Source organism: Citricoccus muralis, assembly GCF_003386075.1.
Classification (GTDB): domain Bacteria; phylum Actinomycetota; class Actinomycetes; order Actinomycetales; family Micrococcaceae; genus Citricoccus; species Citricoccus muralis.
This window is the reverse complement of record NZ_QREH01000001.1, coordinates 1,829,702-1,844,993: the sequence shown is the minus strand read 5'-3', so window position 1 is coordinate 1,844,993 and position 15,292 is coordinate 1,829,702. Positions and strand designations below refer to the sequence as shown.

Annotated in this window: 12 protein-coding genes; 2 read left to right on the top strand and 10 right to left on the bottom strand. The window is 71.2% G+C overall.

Features of this window, described 5'->3' with window-relative positions; translation table 11 throughout:
* The first annotated feature begins 168 nt into the window (after positions 1-168).
* Together C8E99_RS08120 and C8E99_RS08115 are read left to right on the top strand one after the other, a co-directional pair.
* The gene (locus tag C8E99_RS08120; RefSeq protein WP_211309006.1) at positions 169-2,271 is read left to right on the top strand and encodes an ABC transporter transmembrane domain-containing protein; all 2,103 of its coding nucleotides are present in this window, start codon (positions 169-171) and stop codon (positions 2,269-2,271) included.
* Entirely contained in the window at positions 2,268-4,115 is a 1,848-nt protein-coding gene (locus tag C8E99_RS08115) for an ABC transporter ATP-binding protein (RefSeq protein WP_245952184.1), read from the top strand. The genes C8E99_RS08120 and C8E99_RS08115 overlap by 4 nt, the downstream gene beginning before the upstream one ends.
* A 12-nt stretch (positions 4,116-4,127) precedes the next feature.
* Here the strand turns inward: C8E99_RS08115 and C8E99_RS08110 are convergent, their stop codons facing one another.
* The 10 genes from C8E99_RS08110 to C8E99_RS08065 all read right to left on the bottom strand — a co-directional run bounded on the left by C8E99_RS08110 (position 4,128) and on the right by C8E99_RS08065 (position 15,247).
* Positions 4,128-5,120 (bottom strand): siderophore-interacting protein, encoded by a 993-nt coding sequence (locus C8E99_RS08110; protein ID WP_115931862.1) that lies wholly within the window; start codon positions 5,118-5,120, stop codon positions 4,128-4,130.
* Positions 5,121-5,248: 128 nt separating this feature from the next.
* A complete protein-coding gene (locus C8E99_RS08105) occupies positions 5,249-7,072 on the bottom strand; it encodes a glycoside hydrolase family 15 protein (RefSeq protein WP_115931861.1) in 1,824 nt (607 codons plus the stop codon).
* 26 nt (positions 7,073-7,098) lie between these two features.
* Complete coding sequence (locus C8E99_RS08100) at positions 7,099-7,977, bottom strand: SDR family oxidoreductase (protein WP_115931860.1); 879 nt, start codon at positions 7,975-7,977, stop codon at positions 7,099-7,101.
* A 71-nt stretch (positions 7,978-8,048) separates the two neighbouring features.
* The gene (locus tag C8E99_RS08095; RefSeq protein WP_115931859.1) at positions 8,049-9,221 is read right to left on the bottom strand and encodes an acyltransferase family protein; all 1,173 of its coding nucleotides are present in this window, start codon (positions 9,219-9,221) and stop codon (positions 8,049-8,051) included.
* 109 nt (positions 9,222-9,330) lie between these two features.
* Positions 9,331-10,113, bottom strand: coding sequence for an ABC transporter ATP-binding protein (locus C8E99_RS08090; protein WP_245952459.1), 783 nt, complete (start codon positions 10,111-10,113; stop codon positions 9,331-9,333).
* 149 nt (positions 10,114-10,262) lie between these two features.
* On the bottom strand, positions 10,263-11,345 hold the full coding sequence (locus C8E99_RS08085) for a FecCD family ABC transporter permease (RefSeq protein ID WP_211309005.1): 1,083 nt from the start codon (positions 11,343-11,345) through the stop codon (positions 10,263-10,265).
* Positions 11,342-12,397: a FecCD family ABC transporter permease gene (locus C8E99_RS08080; RefSeq protein WP_211309004.1), complete on the bottom strand. Its 1,056-nt coding sequence runs from the start codon at positions 12,395-12,397 to the stop codon at positions 11,342-11,344. The genes C8E99_RS08085 and C8E99_RS08080 overlap by 4 nt, the downstream gene beginning before the upstream one ends.
* A 10-nt stretch (positions 12,398-12,407) precedes the next feature.
* The gene (locus C8E99_RS08075) at positions 12,408-13,469 is read right to left on the bottom strand and encodes an iron-siderophore ABC transporter substrate-binding protein (RefSeq protein ID WP_211309003.1); all 1,062 of its coding nucleotides are present in this window, start codon (positions 13,467-13,469) and stop codon (positions 12,408-12,410) included.
* A gap of 207 nt (positions 13,470-13,676) precedes the next feature.
* Positions 13,677-14,486, bottom strand: coding sequence for an AraC family transcriptional regulator (locus C8E99_RS08070; RefSeq protein ID WP_245952182.1), 810 nt, complete (start codon positions 14,484-14,486; stop codon positions 13,677-13,679).
* A 38-nt stretch (positions 14,487-14,524) separates the two neighbouring features.
* Entirely contained in the window at positions 14,525-15,247 is a 723-nt protein-coding gene (locus C8E99_RS08065; protein ID WP_115933326.1) for an amino acid ABC transporter ATP-binding protein, read from the bottom strand.
* Between the last annotated feature and the right edge of the window lie 45 nt (positions 15,248-15,292).

The following is a 15,292-nucleotide window of genomic DNA, read 5'->3' as shown; positions in this document are numbered from 1 at the left end:
GTCAATGCCGGTAGAAACGCCGGGGAACCAAGGACGTCGGCCCGGTCCCGTCGGTCCTCGGCTCCCTATCCCTCGCCCGATCCGCCCGAGCGGAATCCACCGATGTCACCTCCCGGGCGACTCCATACGACAATGGACAGATTGGCCACCACCCCGAGGAGTCCGAGCATGCCGACAGCGCCTGATCCGCAGGCTCCACGGGCTCCAGAGGCCCAGACCTCGCAGGCTCCAGAGGCCCGAGCTCCGCAGGCTCTACCCACCACCCGTCCGCCCGTCACCCAGCCGCCCACCACCCAGTCGCTCACCGGCCAGCCCAACACCGCCGGCCGGCTGCTGTGGCGCGCGGTCCGCCGGCGTCGGGGCCGCGTGGCGGGGAGCCTGACGCTGATGACGCTGTGGCAGGTGTGCGAGGCCTTCGTGCCGATCGCCATCGGCATCATCGTGGACGTGGCGATCGTCCCCCTGGACGGGCGGGCGATGCTCCTGTCACTGCTCGGGATCGCAGCGCTGTTCACCGTGCTCTCCCTGGGCTACCGCTTCGGTGCCCGGCTCGCCAACACCGCGCTGCACCAGGAGGCCCACGCGCTGCGGGTTGAGGTCGCCGAGGTACCGCTCGCCTCAGGGTCTGTGGCGGCCCGGTCCAACGCCGGTGAGATCCTGTCTCTCTCCTCGGCGGACGCCGATGTCACCGCGCAGGTGTTCCGGCAGATCGCTGGCGGCGGTTCCGCGATCATCGGCCTCGTGGCGGTCTCGGTGTACCTGCTGGCCACGGATGTGCTGGTGGGCCTCGTGGTGCTGGTGGGCGTGCCGCTCAGCCTGCTGTTGGTGGCCCTGGCCTCCCGCTCCATCTCACGGCACTCCACCGCGCAGCAGGAGGCGATCGGCCTGGCCAGCCGTCGGGCCGGTGACATCCTGGCCGGTCTGCGGGTCCTCAGCGCCGGAGGCGGTGAGCGCTGGGCGAGCGCACACTACCGGGAGGCGTCCCAGCGGGCTGGCCGGGCCGGCGTCGTGACGGCGGAGCGCAGCGGGCGGTTGGAGGCGATCGGCACCCTCGGTACCGCCCTGGTGCTGGCGCTGCTGCTGGTGGTGGCCGGTCAGCGGGTGCTGTCCGGGGACCTGGCGATCGGCACACTGGTCTCGGTGGTTGGGGTCGCGGTGTTTTTCCAGGAGCCGGTGCGCACCATCACGGACATGATCGGTGCGTTCGCCCGCTCTCATGGTGCGGCCCGGCGGATCGCGGACTTCCTCGCCGCGGTCCCCACCGAGGACGCGGGTGACGAGGTCCCGGAGACCGCTGGACTGCGCATCACCGGTCTGGCGCTGGTCAGGCCTCCCGCGCACGACGCCGGCACCCCGGCCGAGCGCGACGGTCACGTTCCGCTGGATGCGGGTGTCCGGCGCGGTGGCGCACCCCGGCTGGACCTGTCACCCCGGCTTGACCGGTCATCATGGCTCAATCTGGAGGTGCCGCCGGGCCGATTCCTGGGGCTGGTGGTGGACGATCCGGCCCAGGCCGAGGCGATCCTCCAAGCCGTGGACGGTCTGGGGGACCAAGCCGGAACGGTGCTCATCGGCGGCCATCCGCGCAGCCGCCTGGTGCCACGGCTGGCCGACCACCTGGTGGTGGCGCCGCACCGGGTGGACCTGTTCGCCGGCACCGTGCGCTCAAACATCACCCTGCGCCACGAGGGACCGGGTCGCCCACGCCCGGCCACGCACCGTGCCGAGTCCACCAACGAGGCCCCGGCCTCCATCGAAGCCTCGGACCGCAGGGTCATCGAGATCGATCCGGCGGTGCTGGCTGCGGCGGGCGTCACCGAGATCATCAGTCATTTCACGGACGGACTGGAGCACCGGGTGGACGAGGGCGGCCGCAATCTCTCCGGCGGTCAGCGTCAGCGCCTGGCCCTGGCCCGCGCTCTGCACGCCGATCCGGAGGTGCTCGTCCTGCACGAGCCGACCAGCGCGGTGGATGCCGTCACTGAGTTCCAGATCGCCCAGGACGTGAAGTCACTGCGCTCCGGGACTGCCACCACTGCTGGCACCACTGCTGGCACCACGCACGCCGCCGCGAATCGCACTGAGAACGGCTCCGGGGACGGCGCCACACGCACCGGCCCGCGCACCACCGTGGTGGTGACCTCATCGCCGGCCTTCCTGGCCGTCGCGGACACCGTGGTGCAGGTGCACAGGGACGGCACCACCTCCACTGGAACGCACCACTCCCTGTTGGAGACCTCGGACGCCTACCGGATGGCGGTGGCCCGATGAGCGTTCAGAATATGGACACCGCCCGGCCGCTGGCCCTTCCTTTGGCCCGGCCGGCAGAGTCCTTCCGCCTGCTCTGGCGGCACACCCGCGGCCAACGCGCGTTCGTGTGGCTGGTGGGGATCGCGGGCCTGCTGGCCGCAGTCGCCGGCCTGGTGGCGCCGTGGATGATCGGCTGGCTCGTGGACGTCCTGCTGGCCGCCGGAGTCGGCGGGGCCGGAGGAATGGACCAGACAGCGGCTGCTGCTGATGCTGCCACGGCTGCCGGCGCTGCCGGTGGCCCTGGTGGAAACGACCCGGCCACGGCCGTGTGGTGGGCCGCGGCCGCGGTGGCTGGAGCGGGCTTCGTGGCCGCCGCCTGCGCCTGGGCCGGCCAAGCCTGGCTGGCTCGTGCCGCCGAGCCCACCGTCGCCGGGCTGCGCGAGGCCGTGATGGACCGGGCGCTGCGAATTGGCTCGGCGCGGCTGGACGGCACCGAGACGGGGGACCTGGTCTCCCGGGTGGCCGAGGACGCCCGGGAGGTCAGCCAAGCGGCTACCACGGTGGTGCCGCTGGTGGTGCAGTCGCTGTTCACGGTGGTGGTCTCGGCCGCAGGCCTGGCCGCCGTCGACTGGAGGCTGGGGCTCGTGGGACTGCTGGCCGTCCCGATGTACTGGACCACCCTGCGTTGGTATCTTCCCCGTTCCGGACCGATCTACCGGGAGGAGAGGGCCGCCTTCGGCACCCGCGCCTCCCGGCTGCTGGGCGGGATCACCGGTGCCCGGACCCTGCGCGCCTACGACGCCCAAGGCCCGGAACTCGAGCGCATCCACGCTGCCTCCGCCCAGGCCCGCGACCTGTCCATCGGCGTGTTCGGCTTCCTCACCCGCGCCTTCAGCCGGAACAACCGGGCCGAGGCCGTGGTGCTCGGGGCCATCCTGGGTGCCGGATTCCTGCTCGTGTCCGCCGGATACATCACCGCCGGCGCCGTGACCACGGCGGCCCTGCTGTTCCACCGGCTGTTCAACCCGATCGGGGCGCTGGTCGGCATGTTCGACCAGGTTCAGTCCGCAGGCGCCTCGCTGGCCCGGATGGCCGGCGTCGTCTCCCTCCCGCTGCCCGAGCGCACCGCGCGGCTGCCCGGCGGCACGCTGGAACTGGCCGGCGTCACCCACATCTACGACGACGGCACCCCCGCCCTGCACGACGTCCACCTGAGGATCGGGCCGGGGGAGGTGGTGGCCGTCGTCGGGACCACCGGCGCGGGCAAGTCCACGCTGGCGCAGATCGCGGCGGGACTGGTGGCGCCGACGTCCGGGACGGCGCGACTGGGCGGGGTTGAGCTGGTCGAGGCCGATCCGGGCAGTCTGCGCGAACACATCACCATGGTCTCCCAGGAGGTGCACGGCTTCGCCACCACGGTGGCGGAGAACCTGCGTGTGGCCCGGCCGGAGGCCGACCGCGCGGCCCTGGAAGCGGCATTGGAGTCCGTGGGGGCCGGCTGGGTGGCGCACCTGCCGCAGGGCCTGGACACCGACGTCGGGGAGGGCGGCTACCGGCTGGATCCCATGCAGTTGCAGATGCTCGCCCTGGCCCGGGTGGCGCTCGCGGACCCGCAGCTGGTGGTGCTGGACGAGGCCACGGCGGAGGCGAGCTCGGCCGGAGCCCGCCGGTTGGACGTCGCGTCGTCCCGGGTGCTGCGCGGCCGCAGCGGGCTGGTGGTGGCGCACCGGCTCAGCCAGGCCGTGGCCGCGGACCGGATCCTGGTGATGTCAGCCGGACGGATCGTGGAGTCGGGGACACACGAGGAGTTGAGGGCGGCCAGCGGGTATTACGCCGAACTCTCCCGCGCCTGGTTCGGCGACTGAAAGCGAGGGGTGTCAGGAGCCCTCGGCGCGGCCGATCTTCCAGTACCCCATGAAGGAGACGCACTTCCGGTCGATGCCCAGGCCCTTCACCAGGTGGCGGCGCAGCCCAGTGATGGTGCCGGCCTCGCCCGCCAGCCACGCATACCAGTGGCCGTGCGGGGTCTCCGGGGGAACCTCCCACAGGGTCGCCTCCGCATCGGCTGCCTCTGCATCAGTCTCGCCCACGACGCCGGCTGCTCCAGTAGCACTGTCAGTTCCGGTCCCAGCGGCACCAGCACCGGCCACCTCCGCGCCGAACTCGCGGCCCCAGGCCTGCACTGCTTCGGTCAGGACCTCGCCGTGCGGGCGGTCGCCGCGAGCCAGCCAGTTCAGCTGTACCCCGGGGGGTGTGGTGACGGGCAGGATGTCCCCGGCGTCTGGCACCTCGATGAACACGTGCCCGCCGAAACTCTCGTCGAGGGTCTCCAAGATGGCGCAGATCGCGGGGGCGGCGGTTTCGTCGCCCACCAACAGCACCGTGCGGGCCGAGCCCGGCTCCCACTCGATGCCCCCGCTGCGGCCACGGCCGCGCGTCTCGGAGCGCTCGTCCGGTCCGAGGATCACCATCTCGTCCCCGACGGCGGCCCCCAGCGCCCATGCGGACGCTGGCCCCGCGGTGCCGTGCAACACGAAGTCCACGTCGATCTCGCGGACCTCCGGGCGGACCGCGCGCACGGTGTAGGTGCGCATCGCGTTGCGTTCGGCGTCCGGCAGCTCACGCCAGCGGGTGTACCACTCCATCATCGCGGGGGCGGGGTCGGCGAACAGTCCCACGTCCGGCAGGGTGCCGTCCGCGCGGGGCAGCATGAGTTTGATGCGCTGATCGAGGCCGCCGGTGCCGAAGTACTGCAGGTCGTCGTCGGCGAAGGTGAACCGGACGAAGTGCTCGCCGAGCCGGCTGATCCGCGCCACCCGGGTCTGGTAGGCGCGGGTCGAGGGGTACGTCTGCGTCGCGGTCGCGGTCATGGTCTGCTTTCCGTAGGGATCGAGGCGGGTGCCTCCGCGTGCCTGACGACAATAGGTAAGGCACACCTAATTAATCTACGGAATCATGCCGTATTGTGCAATGAGCGCCAGGGCTGCCGCCTGTTCCTTCACTGCCCGTTCAGGGTCAGGGCGGCCACCAGCAGGGCCAGATGGCTCAACGCCTGCGGCATGTTCCCCAGGAATGAATCGTCCGCAGGGTCGATCATCTCGGTGTACAGGCCGACGTCGTTGGCCAGGGCCAGCATCGCGTCCATCTGTTCCCGGGCCTCGGTCCGCCGGCCGACCAGGGCGAGGGCCGCCGCGCACCAGAAGCCGCACGCCGTGAAGGTCCCCTCCTCCGCGTCCATCCCGCTGTACCGGAACAGCAGCGGCCCGCGGCCCAGCTCCTCGCGCAGGGCATCGATGGTGGCGGACATCCGAGGGCCGGTGTCGAACCCGCTGATGGTGTGCAGCAGGACGGAGGCATCCAGTTCCTCGCTCCCGCGGTACCAGACGTAGGCGCCGCGTTCCTCGGACCAGCCATGCTCCTCGATCCAGGCCCGGATCCGGTCGCGCTCGTCCCGCCACCGGTCCTCGGTTCCGGGCAGGTGGCCGCGCTCGGCGAGGGTGATGGCCCGGTCCAGGGCCACCCAGCAGCCCATCTTCGAGCTGGTGTAGTGCCGGTGCTCGGGCAGTTCCCACATGCCGGCATCCGGCCGGATCCAGAGATCGCACACGGCATCCGCCAGCCCGGACAGCATCCGGGCCGTCTCGGCGTCCAGCACGTTGCCGCCGTCCACGTACAGGGTCGCCATGTCGAAGATGTCCCCGTAGACGCCGAGCTGCAACTGGTCGGCGGCGTCATTGCCGGCCACCACGGGGCCGATTCCGCGCCACCCGGGCACCTCCAGTTCCGTGGTATCGGCTTCCGGGACGTGCCCGTTGAGCCGGTTCAGCACGTGCAGCCGGGGTTGCTGCTCCCGCGCCAGCCGCAGCAGCCAGGACACGGCGGCGTGCACGTCCTCCTGTTCATCCAGCCGCAGGAGTGCGTGCAGCGTGTAGGTGGCGTCACGGATCCAGGCGAAGCGGTAGTCATAGTTCTTGGTGCCCTCGCGGTTCTCCGGCAGGGAGGTGGTGGCCGCCGCCGCGATGGACCCCGAGGGGCTGTGCCCGAGCAGCTTCAGCACCAGCGCGCTGCGGCGCACCTCGTCCCCATAAGGCCCGTCGTACTCCAGCAGGTCGGTCCAACGCCGCCACAGGTCCACGCTCAAGTCCACGTTGCGGCGGATCGCGTGGGTTTGCGGCAACCGCAGCGGCTCCGCCGCGGTCCCGACGACGGCCAGCAGGTGCTCGGTCCCCTCACCCGAGGTGAACCGGCCGGAGATGGCCTGCGGGCCGGCGTCGTGCGCTCCGATGTCCTCGCCGCGCACGGCGAGGGAGACCTCGCCGACGCGGATCACCAGACCGTGGTCCGTCTGCTGCACCCACGGGGAGGCGGTGTTCAGCATGGTCCCCGGGACCACGCGCCACCGCATCGGCACCTGGCCGTCGAGGCCCTCCACGCAGCGCGCGAGCTCCGTCCAGGGCAGGGCGCCGGTGGAGCCCATGTTCACGGAATCGGTGACCCGCACGGTACCCACCGGGGTGCGGTAGGTCGTGCTGAGCACGTTGGTACCCGGGACGTACTGCCGGTGGGCGCGGAGTTCGGTGGTGACGTCCACTCCGGCGGCGGCGAGGGCCTCGCGGTCCGGGTGGAGTTCGATGCAGCCGCCGTGGTCCGCGTCCAGCAGCCGGGCGAAGACCGGGGCGGAGTCCAGGTCCGGCACGGGGAACCAGTCCACGGAACCGTCATGCGCCACCAGGGCCACGGTCCGGCCATTGCCGATCGCGGCATAGGAGCGCAGGTCCACGTAGCCGTCGCGGCGGTCCTCCAGCTTCAAGCTCCCGCTCACGGCATCCCCACTCGCAGCATCCCCGCTCACAGCATCGGCGAGCCGCCCGTGACGGCCACGCGCGCCCCGGAGACATAGCTGCCGTCGTCGCTGGCCAGCATCACGTAGACCGGGGCGAGCTCGGCCGGCTGGCCCGTGCGGCCGAGCGGCACCTGCTGGCCGAAGTCCTTCACCTGCTCCTCCGGCAGGGTGGACGGGATCAGCGGGGTCCAGATCGGGCCGGGCGCCACCGAGTTCACGCGGATGCCCTTCGGGCCGAGCAGCTGCGCCAGGGACGCGGAGAAGTTGGCGATGGCCGACTTGGTCGCCGCGTAGGGCGCGAGGGTCGGGCTGGGGGAGTCCGCGTTCACCGAGGAGGTGCCGATGATGGAGGCCCCGGGCTTCAGGTGCAGCAGCGCTGCCTTGGCCAGGTAGAAGTAGTGGCCCACGTTGAGCCGGAACGTGTGGTCGAACTCCTCGTCCGAGATGTCCTCGAGGTTCTCGTGGCTCATCTGGAACGCGGCGTTGGCCACCAGCACATCCAGCCGGCCGAACTCGTCAACGGCCCGCTGCACCACACTGCGGCAGTGGGCCGGATCCGAGAGGTCGCCGGGGACCAGCACGGCGCGGCGTCCGGCCTCCTCGACGTACCGTGCGGTGTCCTGAGCGTCCTCATCCTCATTGAGGTAGGCGATCAGGACATCCGCGCCTTCCCGGGCGAAAGCGATGGCCACGGCGCGGCCGATCCCGCTGTCCCCGCCGGTGATGATGGCGGCCCTGCCCTCCAGCTTGCCGGAGCCTTGGTAGCTGGTCTCGCCGCAGTCCGGCAGAGGAGTCATCTGCGCCTGCACGCCCGGTGGCTGCTGTTGCTGGACGGGGATGTGCTCCGGGAAGCGGTTGGTGTTCGTCTCGGGTGCTGGAGTCATGGTGGTCTCCTGTCGTCGATCACGTGCCGCCCACTGTAGCGAGCACCCCGGACGTGGACCACCGGTGGCGGTCACGGCCGTACGACGGGCACCGCCGAGTCCTGATGGTCCGAGGGGGTGAGGACACCGGTAGCGGCCGGTGAGACCGGCCGTCGCCGCAGGAACGCCGGTGTCTCCAGCAACCAGGTGCCCCGGGCCAACCGGCCCAACAGCAGGCCCAGGCCGATCGCGGTGAGGGCCACGGCCACCACCGTCCACGCCGCCCACGGTGCCGCGAGCAGGGGCGACCCGGTCAGGTAGAGCGTGCAGGTCAGGGCCACCACGATCGTGGTGTGGGAGAGGTAGACCTCCAGTGTGTGCCGGCCCAGGAACGCCAGCGCGCGCGCTACCGGGCGAACCCGCTGCAGGGTCACCGCGAGGGCGATCCCGCCGAGCACTCCGCAGACCTGTCCCAGAAACACCACTCCCGGCTGGTCCCGCTGGTCCCCGAGCAACCCGAGCCAGGCGAAGGCCACGAACCAGCCGATTGCGACGCCGGCCCACACGGTCTGGGGGACCCGGGCGACGCCGTCGCGCACCTGGGAGCTGCCGCGCGCGGCGGCGATGAAGAAGAGGAAATAGGCCGGGGCCTGAAACAGGCCCGTGCCCACCAGATGCCGCAGTTCGCCGCCCTCCAGCCCGGTGGCACCCGGCCAGACCAGGCCGGACCACACCACGGACAGGACCGCCGCCGAGCCGATCACCCACCCGGTGGGGACTCGCTGCAGCAGGCGTCCGGCGAGGAGGAACAGCACCAGGGCCCACAGGAACCACAGTTCGGCGTTGGCCCGCAGCGGTGACCACGCCCAGGTCTCCAGCTGCGTCCCGAGGTCCGTGTGCACCATGCCCGGCAGCAGGGATCCGCCGATGATCCGGTAGGCGATCACGGGGATCTGCCACAGCAGGAACACCCAGACCAGCAGTGAGGCCTTGGTGCGGAGGAAGTCGCCCCAGCCCGCGGCCAGCCATTTCGCGGCGAACAACCCGGACATGGCGAAGAAGAGCGGCATGCGCAGGTCCTCGAATGCGGTGTTGAGGGCGCTGAACGCGGGGATCCGGTCCATGTCCGCCTGGCGCAGCCAGAGGCTGGTGTGCAGCAGGACGACCAGCAGGATCGAGATCCCCTTGGCGGTGTCCACCCACTGGGCGCGGGGGCGGGAGGTCGGACGGGCACCGGGGTGCGCGTGGGGCCGGGGCAGGGACATGAGGACTTTTCGGCTGGGGACAGCAAGCTGGGGTAGCAAACTGGGGGTAGCAACAGCTGCCGGACGGGCAACAGTCCACGGTACCCCGTGTCAGGTCCTTTGAGCCTGATCAGACCCCGTCAGTCGGCCCCTGGTGGTGCCGGCCCACCGGGACCACCAGGGGGCCGCCGGACACCGGGTCGTCGATGATCCGACTGCGCAGCCCGAACACGTCCTGCACGCACTGCTCGGTGAGGACCGTGGAGGCCGGCCCGGCCGCGTAGACCCGGCCGCCCTCCAGCGCCACGAGCCGGTCGGAGTAGCGGGCGGCGAGGTTGAGGTCGTGGAGCACCATGACGATGGTGGTGCCGCGGTCCCGGTTGAGGTCCGCGAGCAGGTCCAGCACCTCGATCTGGTGGCTGACGTCGAGGAAGGTGGTGGGCTCGTCGAGCAGGAGCAGATCCGTCTGCTGCGCCAGCACCATGGCGATCCACACCCGCTGGCGCTGGCCGCCGGAGAGCTCGTCCACGGGTCGGTCGGCCAGGTCCGCGGTGGCGGTGGCGTCGAGGGCGTGGGCCACGGCGGCGTCGTCAGCGGCACTCCAGGCGCGGAACATCCGCTGGTGCGGGTGCCGGCCGCGGCCCACCAGGTCCGCCACGGTGATCCCGTCCGGGGAGACCGGGGACTGGGGCAGCAGGCCGAGCACCCGGGCCAGTTCCTTCGAGGGCATCGAGTGGACCGAGCGGCCGTCGAGCAGCACCCGGCCGCCGGCGGGGGAGAGCAGCCGGGACAGGGTCCGCAGCAGGGTGGACTTGCCGGAGGCGTTGGCCCCCACGATCGAGGTCACGGTGCCCGGCTCGATCTCCAGGTCGAGGCCGGAGAGCACGTGCCGCTCGCCGTAGCCGACGGCCAACCCCTCGGCCCGGAGTTCGTGCCGCCCTGCTTCCGGTTCGTGCCGCCCCGCACTCTCGCTTTGCGGGCGGAAATTAGTACCAATTTCTGCCCGCAAAACGCTGGGAGTGTAGGGGGTGCGAGGGCTCGCCGTGAGGTTCAGGTGGGACGTCATGAGGTGGCTCCGGTGCGGTGTTGGCGGACGATCAGGTACAGCAGGAAGGGCGCCCCGAGCACGCCGGTCACCACGCCCACGGGGTAGCGGGTGCCGATGGCGAACTGGCCCGCCAGGTCGGCCACGAGCACCAGCAGCGCCCCCACCAGGGCGGAGGGCACCAGCAGGGAACCATTCGGTCCGAGCAGCCGGGCCGCGATGGGACCGGACAGGAAGGCGACGAACGCGATGGGACCGCAGGCCGCCGTCGCGAAGGCTACGAGGCCCACGGCGGCGATCACCGCCACCAGCCGCGTGCGGTTGACCCGGACGCCGAGCCCGGCCGCGGTGTCATCGCCCAGGGTGAGGGACTCCAGGTTCGCGGACTGGCCCAGCAGCACGGGGGCGAGGACCAGCAGGGCCACCAGCGTGGGCAGCACCTGCTCCCATCCCACCCCGTTGAGCGAGCCCGTCAGCCACCGCAGTGCCTCCTGCAAGTCCCAGGATCCGGCGCGGGAGAGCAGGTAGTTGGTGATGGAGGTGAGGATCGCCGCGATCCCGATGCCCACCAGGATCAGCCGGGTGCCGGCCACCCCGCCCTTCGAGGAGAGCAGGTAGATCAGCAGGGCCACTCCCAGGCCTGCGGCGATGGCGAACGCGGAGCGGGCCGGGCCGTCGATCCCGAGGACGATGATCGCGAACGCCGCCGCGGCCGAGGCGCCCGAGGAGATGCCGATGATGTCCGGGCTGGCCAGCGGGTTGCGCAGCATGGTCTGGAATGTCACGCCGCCCAGTCCGAAGCAGGCGCCGGCCACCACGGCGAGCACCGCGCGCGGTAGCCTCAGCGTGCCCACGGTGAACGTGGCCCCGTCCACGTCCTGCCCGAACACCACGCCGAGCACCTCGGTGGGGCCGTAGAAGGTCCGCCCGACCATCAGGGACGCCGCGAAGACCGCCACCACGAGCACGGTCAGGATGCCGATCACCAGCGCACGACGCCGGCGCCGCCCCTGCCGTGCACCGGTCACCTTCGCGTGGGTGCCGGTCGGAGAACCAGTGGAAGAGCCGGTGGATTCGGTGCGGGTGAGGGTCGCGGTCACAGTTCACGGACCTTCCGCTGGCGGACGATGTGGATGAAGAACGGGGCGCCGATCAGGGCGGTGAGGATGCCGACGTCGATCTCGGAGGGGCGGGCGATGATGCGGCCGAGCACGTCCGAGGCGAGCAGCAGGCCCGCTCCGGCGACGGCGGAGTAGGGCAGGAGCCAGCGGTGGTCCGGGCCGGCGAGCAGGCGGCAGGCGTGCGGGACCACGAGCCCGACGAAGCCGATGGGCCCGGCCACGGCGGTGGCGGCGCCCGCCAGTAGTACGGAGGACAGAGCGGCCAGCCCGCGGGCGAGCATGACGCGTTCGCCCAGGCCGGCGGCGAGGTCGTCGCCCAGGGCCAGGGAGTTCAGGCTGCGGGCGCTCGCCAGGGCCAGCAGTAGCCCGACCCCCAGGAACGGGGCCACGAGCGTGATGGAATCCCAGGCCGCACCGCCGACCCCGCCGATCTGCCAGGACCGGATGTTCGCGGAGATGTCCCCGCGGGGCAGGGCCACGGCGGTGATGAAAGAGGTGGCCACCGCGGTCAGGGCCGCTCCGGCGAGGGCCAGCTTGAGCGGGGAGGCTCCGCTGCGGCCCGCCGAGGCGATGGCGTAGACCAGCACGGCGGTCACGGCGGCCCCGAGGATGGCCATCCAGATCATCTGGCGTGCGGCGAACATCCCGAACCACGCCATACCGACCACCACGGCCAGCGAGGCGCCCATGTTGATGCCGAGGATGCCCGGATCGGCCAGCGGGTTACGCGTCACGCCCTGCATCACAGCCCCGGCCACGCCCAGTGCGGCGCCCACCGCCAGGGCCAATACGGTGCGCGGGATGCGTTTGACGACGGCGGCCTGGTCCAGTCCCTCGACCGGCTCGCCGAGCGAGCCCAGTGCCTCGATGATCGCGGGCAGGCCGACGGGGCGGGAGCCGATGGCGACGGAGGCGGCGCAGAGCAGGGCCAGCAGCACGAGGCCGGCCCCGAGCCAGGTCAGGCGGTGCCGCTGCCCCCTGCGCAGGGCAGGGGGCAGTCCGGCGGGTGCGCAGGTGGCGGTGAGGGTCACTCGGACAGGGTCACTCGGATGCGGCAGCGGCCTCGGCCAGCAGGTCCGCGTAGTCCTCGAGGACGTAGGGCAGGGCCAGAGGCGTCGGGTTGGCGGCGGTGCCGAGCGGTCCGGTGCCGTCCATGGCCACGATGGCCCCGTTCTCGACGGCCGGCATCTGGGACAGCAGCGGATCCGCCTCGAGGGTGTCCAGCAGGGACTGGTCGCCATAGGTGACGATCACCTCGACGTCGTCGAACTGGTCCACCTGCTCGGCGGAGACGGTGCCGGAGAACTGGTCGGTCTCATCGGTGACCTGCTGGACGGACTTGGCCACGGTCATGCCGAGGTCCTCGAAGAACATGGTCCGTGTGTCATGGCCGGTGTAGAAGTTCACCGTGGACAGGTCGGCGGTGTCCACGTGGGTGAGGAACATGGCGGAGGTGCCTTCGAGCTCGGGGTGCTCGGCGGCGGTTGCGGCGATCTGGCCCTCGAGGTCCTCGATCAGCGCGTCACCCTCGGACTCCATGCCCATGCCCTGCGAGTTCAGGCGGATCATGTCCCGCCAGTCGGTGCCCCAGGCGGTCTCCGGGAAGGCGATCACGGGGGCGATCTCGGACAGGGTGTCATAGTCCTGCTGGGTCAGGCCCGAGTAGGCGGCCAGGATGACGTCCGGGTCGGTGTCCGCGACGGCCTCGAAGTCGATGCTGTCCGTCTCGTCGAACAGGACCGGGGTCTCGGCGCCGAGTTCGGCGAGCTCGTCCTCGACCCAGGGCAGCACGCCGTTGCCGTCATCGTCACCGAAGTTGGCGGCGGCCATGCCGACCGGGACCACGCCGAGGGCCAGCGGCACCTCGTGGTTGGCCCAGTTGACGGTGGCCACCCGCTCGGGCTTCGACTCGATGGTGGTGGTGCCGAAGGCGTGCTCCACCTCGATGGGGAACTGCTCGCCCGAGGCGGCGGCGTCGGAAGAACCGGAGGAGCCGGCCGAGGAATCCGCAGCCGGTTCCGCTGTGCCGGACCCGCAGGCGGACAGGGCGAGGACGAGGCCGACGGCGGCAATCGAGACGGCGAAGGGGCGGGAGGTGCGCACGATGATGACTCCACTCTGATGACACTGGCTGAGACTGGCTGAGACTGGCTGGGACTGGGTGAGACTGGCTGAGACTGAGACGGTGGCTCCGCGGTTGGGCCACAATCAGGTAAGCCTTACCTAAATAATGTAGACAGGCGTGCGCTAATGAGCAATCGCGATGAACCGCAGGGTTCTGTCGCATTTCGGACAGATCGGCTCGTGGGCTCAGCCCCGGAGCGAGCTCGGCGTGGTGCCCGTCAGCTTGCGGAATGCCGCCCCGAAGGCGCTGGCGCTGCGGTAGCCCATGGCCTCGGCGATGTCCTCGAGTGGTTCACCGTCGGCCAGCAGGGTGGTGGCCCGCTGGACCCGCACCGAGCTGACCCAGCGGGCGAAGCCCAGCCCGGTCTCCGCCCGGAACGCCCGCGTGATGGTGCGCTCGCTGACCCTGAGCTGCCGCGACCAGTCGCCCAGGGTCCGGGCATCGGCCGGGTCGGCCAGGACGGCCGCCACAATCGGCTGCAGGAGTCCGGTGGTGGGTTCGTGGACGAGGAACTGGTGCGGGGCCGGGGCCAGGACGTCCAGCACCATGGTCTCGGTCAGGCGGCGTGAGTGCTCGTTCAGGCTCTCCTCGCCGAGCCGCAGCAGCAGTTCCCGCAGCAGCCCGGTGACGCGCAGGGAGACCGGTTCGCTGGGCAGGGGCCGGGCTGCCTCCCGGGCCACCTCAAGGGAGAAGTACGTGGCCCGGTACACGGTGCCCGCCGGGGCCTGCGCGGAGTGCACGGTCCCGGCTGGCAGCCAGAGCCCGATCGTCGGGGTGACCGTCCAGGTCCGCGGGCCGGCGCGCAGGGTGGAGGGGCCGGCGTCGTTCCAGAGCAGTTCATGCACCGTGTGCGAGTGGTCCGGCCAGCGGGTGGCGGTGTCCAGTGACTCGGCGATGCCCACGCTGGTGAAGTCCACCGGCACGGAGCCTGCCGGCTGCAACGGCATCCGCCGGTAGGGGCCGGTGGGTGCGGAGAGGGCCTCGGTGCTGGACACGTCGACGAGCCTACGCCGGCCGCCCACTGGCCGAGCCGTCAGAGCACCTTGGAGAGGAACTCCTGCAGTCGCGGCTGCTGGGGGTGGTCGAAGATCTCGGACGGGGTGCCGGCCTCCACGATCGTCCCGCCGTCCATGAACAGCACGCGGTCAGCGACCTCGCGGGCGAAGCCCATCTCGTGCGTCACGAGCACCATGGTCATACCCTCGTCGGCGAGATCGCGGATGACTTGCAGCACCTCGCCCACCATCTCGGGGTCCAGGGCGGAAGTGGCCTCGTCGAACAGCATGATCTTCGGGCTCATCGCCAGCGAACGGGCGATCGCCACGCGCTGCTTCTGGCCACCGGACAACGACGCCGGCCGGGCCTCGGCCTTGTCCGCCAGACCCACGCGGTTCAACAGTTCCTCGGCGCGCTGGCGTGCGGCGGCCTTGGACAGGTTCCCGAGCTCCACGGGGGCCAGCATGATGTTCTCGGCCACCGTCATGTGCGGGAACAGGTTGAACTGCTGGAAGACCATGCCGATGTGCCGGCGGACCTGGTTGATGTCCACCTTCGGGTCCGTGAGGTCGTAGTCGCCGACCTGAACGGTGCCGCTCGTTGCCTCCTCAAGCCGGTTCAGGCAGCGCAGGAAGGTGGACTTGCCGGAGCCGGAGGGCCCGATCACGCACACCACCTGGCGTTCGCGGATCTGGCCGGTGATGCCGGTGAGGACGTGGTTGTCCCCGAAGGACTTGTGCAAGTCCTTCACGTCCACCATGACGCGCTCGCCGATGGTGCGGCTTCCGGCGGTCACGGGCGCGGC

What these genes read in the sequence shown, in the direction of transcription:
- C8E99_RS08115 (WP_245952184.1), top strand. Translation starts at nt 2,268, where the DNA reads ATGAGCGTTCAGAATATGGACACCGCCCGGCCGCTGGCCCTTCCTTTG.
- C8E99_RS08100 (WP_115931860.1), bottom strand. Translation starts at nt 7,977, where the DNA reads ATGACTCCAGCACCCGAGACGAACACCAACCGCTTCCCGGAGCACATC.
- C8E99_RS08095 (WP_115931859.1), bottom strand. Translation starts at nt 9,221, where the DNA reads ATGTCCCTGCCCCGGCCCCACGCGCACCCCGGTGCCCGTCCGACCTCC.
- C8E99_RS08065 (WP_115933326.1), bottom strand. Translation starts at nt 15,247, where the DNA reads ATGGTGGACGTGAAGGACTTGCACAAGTCCTTCGGGGACAACCACGTC.
- C8E99_RS08110 (WP_115931862.1), bottom strand. Translation starts at nt 5,120, where the DNA reads ATGACCGCGACCGCGACGCAGACGTACCCCTCGACCCGCGCCTACCAG.
- C8E99_RS08120 (WP_211309006.1), top strand. Translation starts at nt 169, where the DNA reads ATGCCGACAGCGCCTGATCCGCAGGCTCCACGGGCTCCAGAGGCCCAG.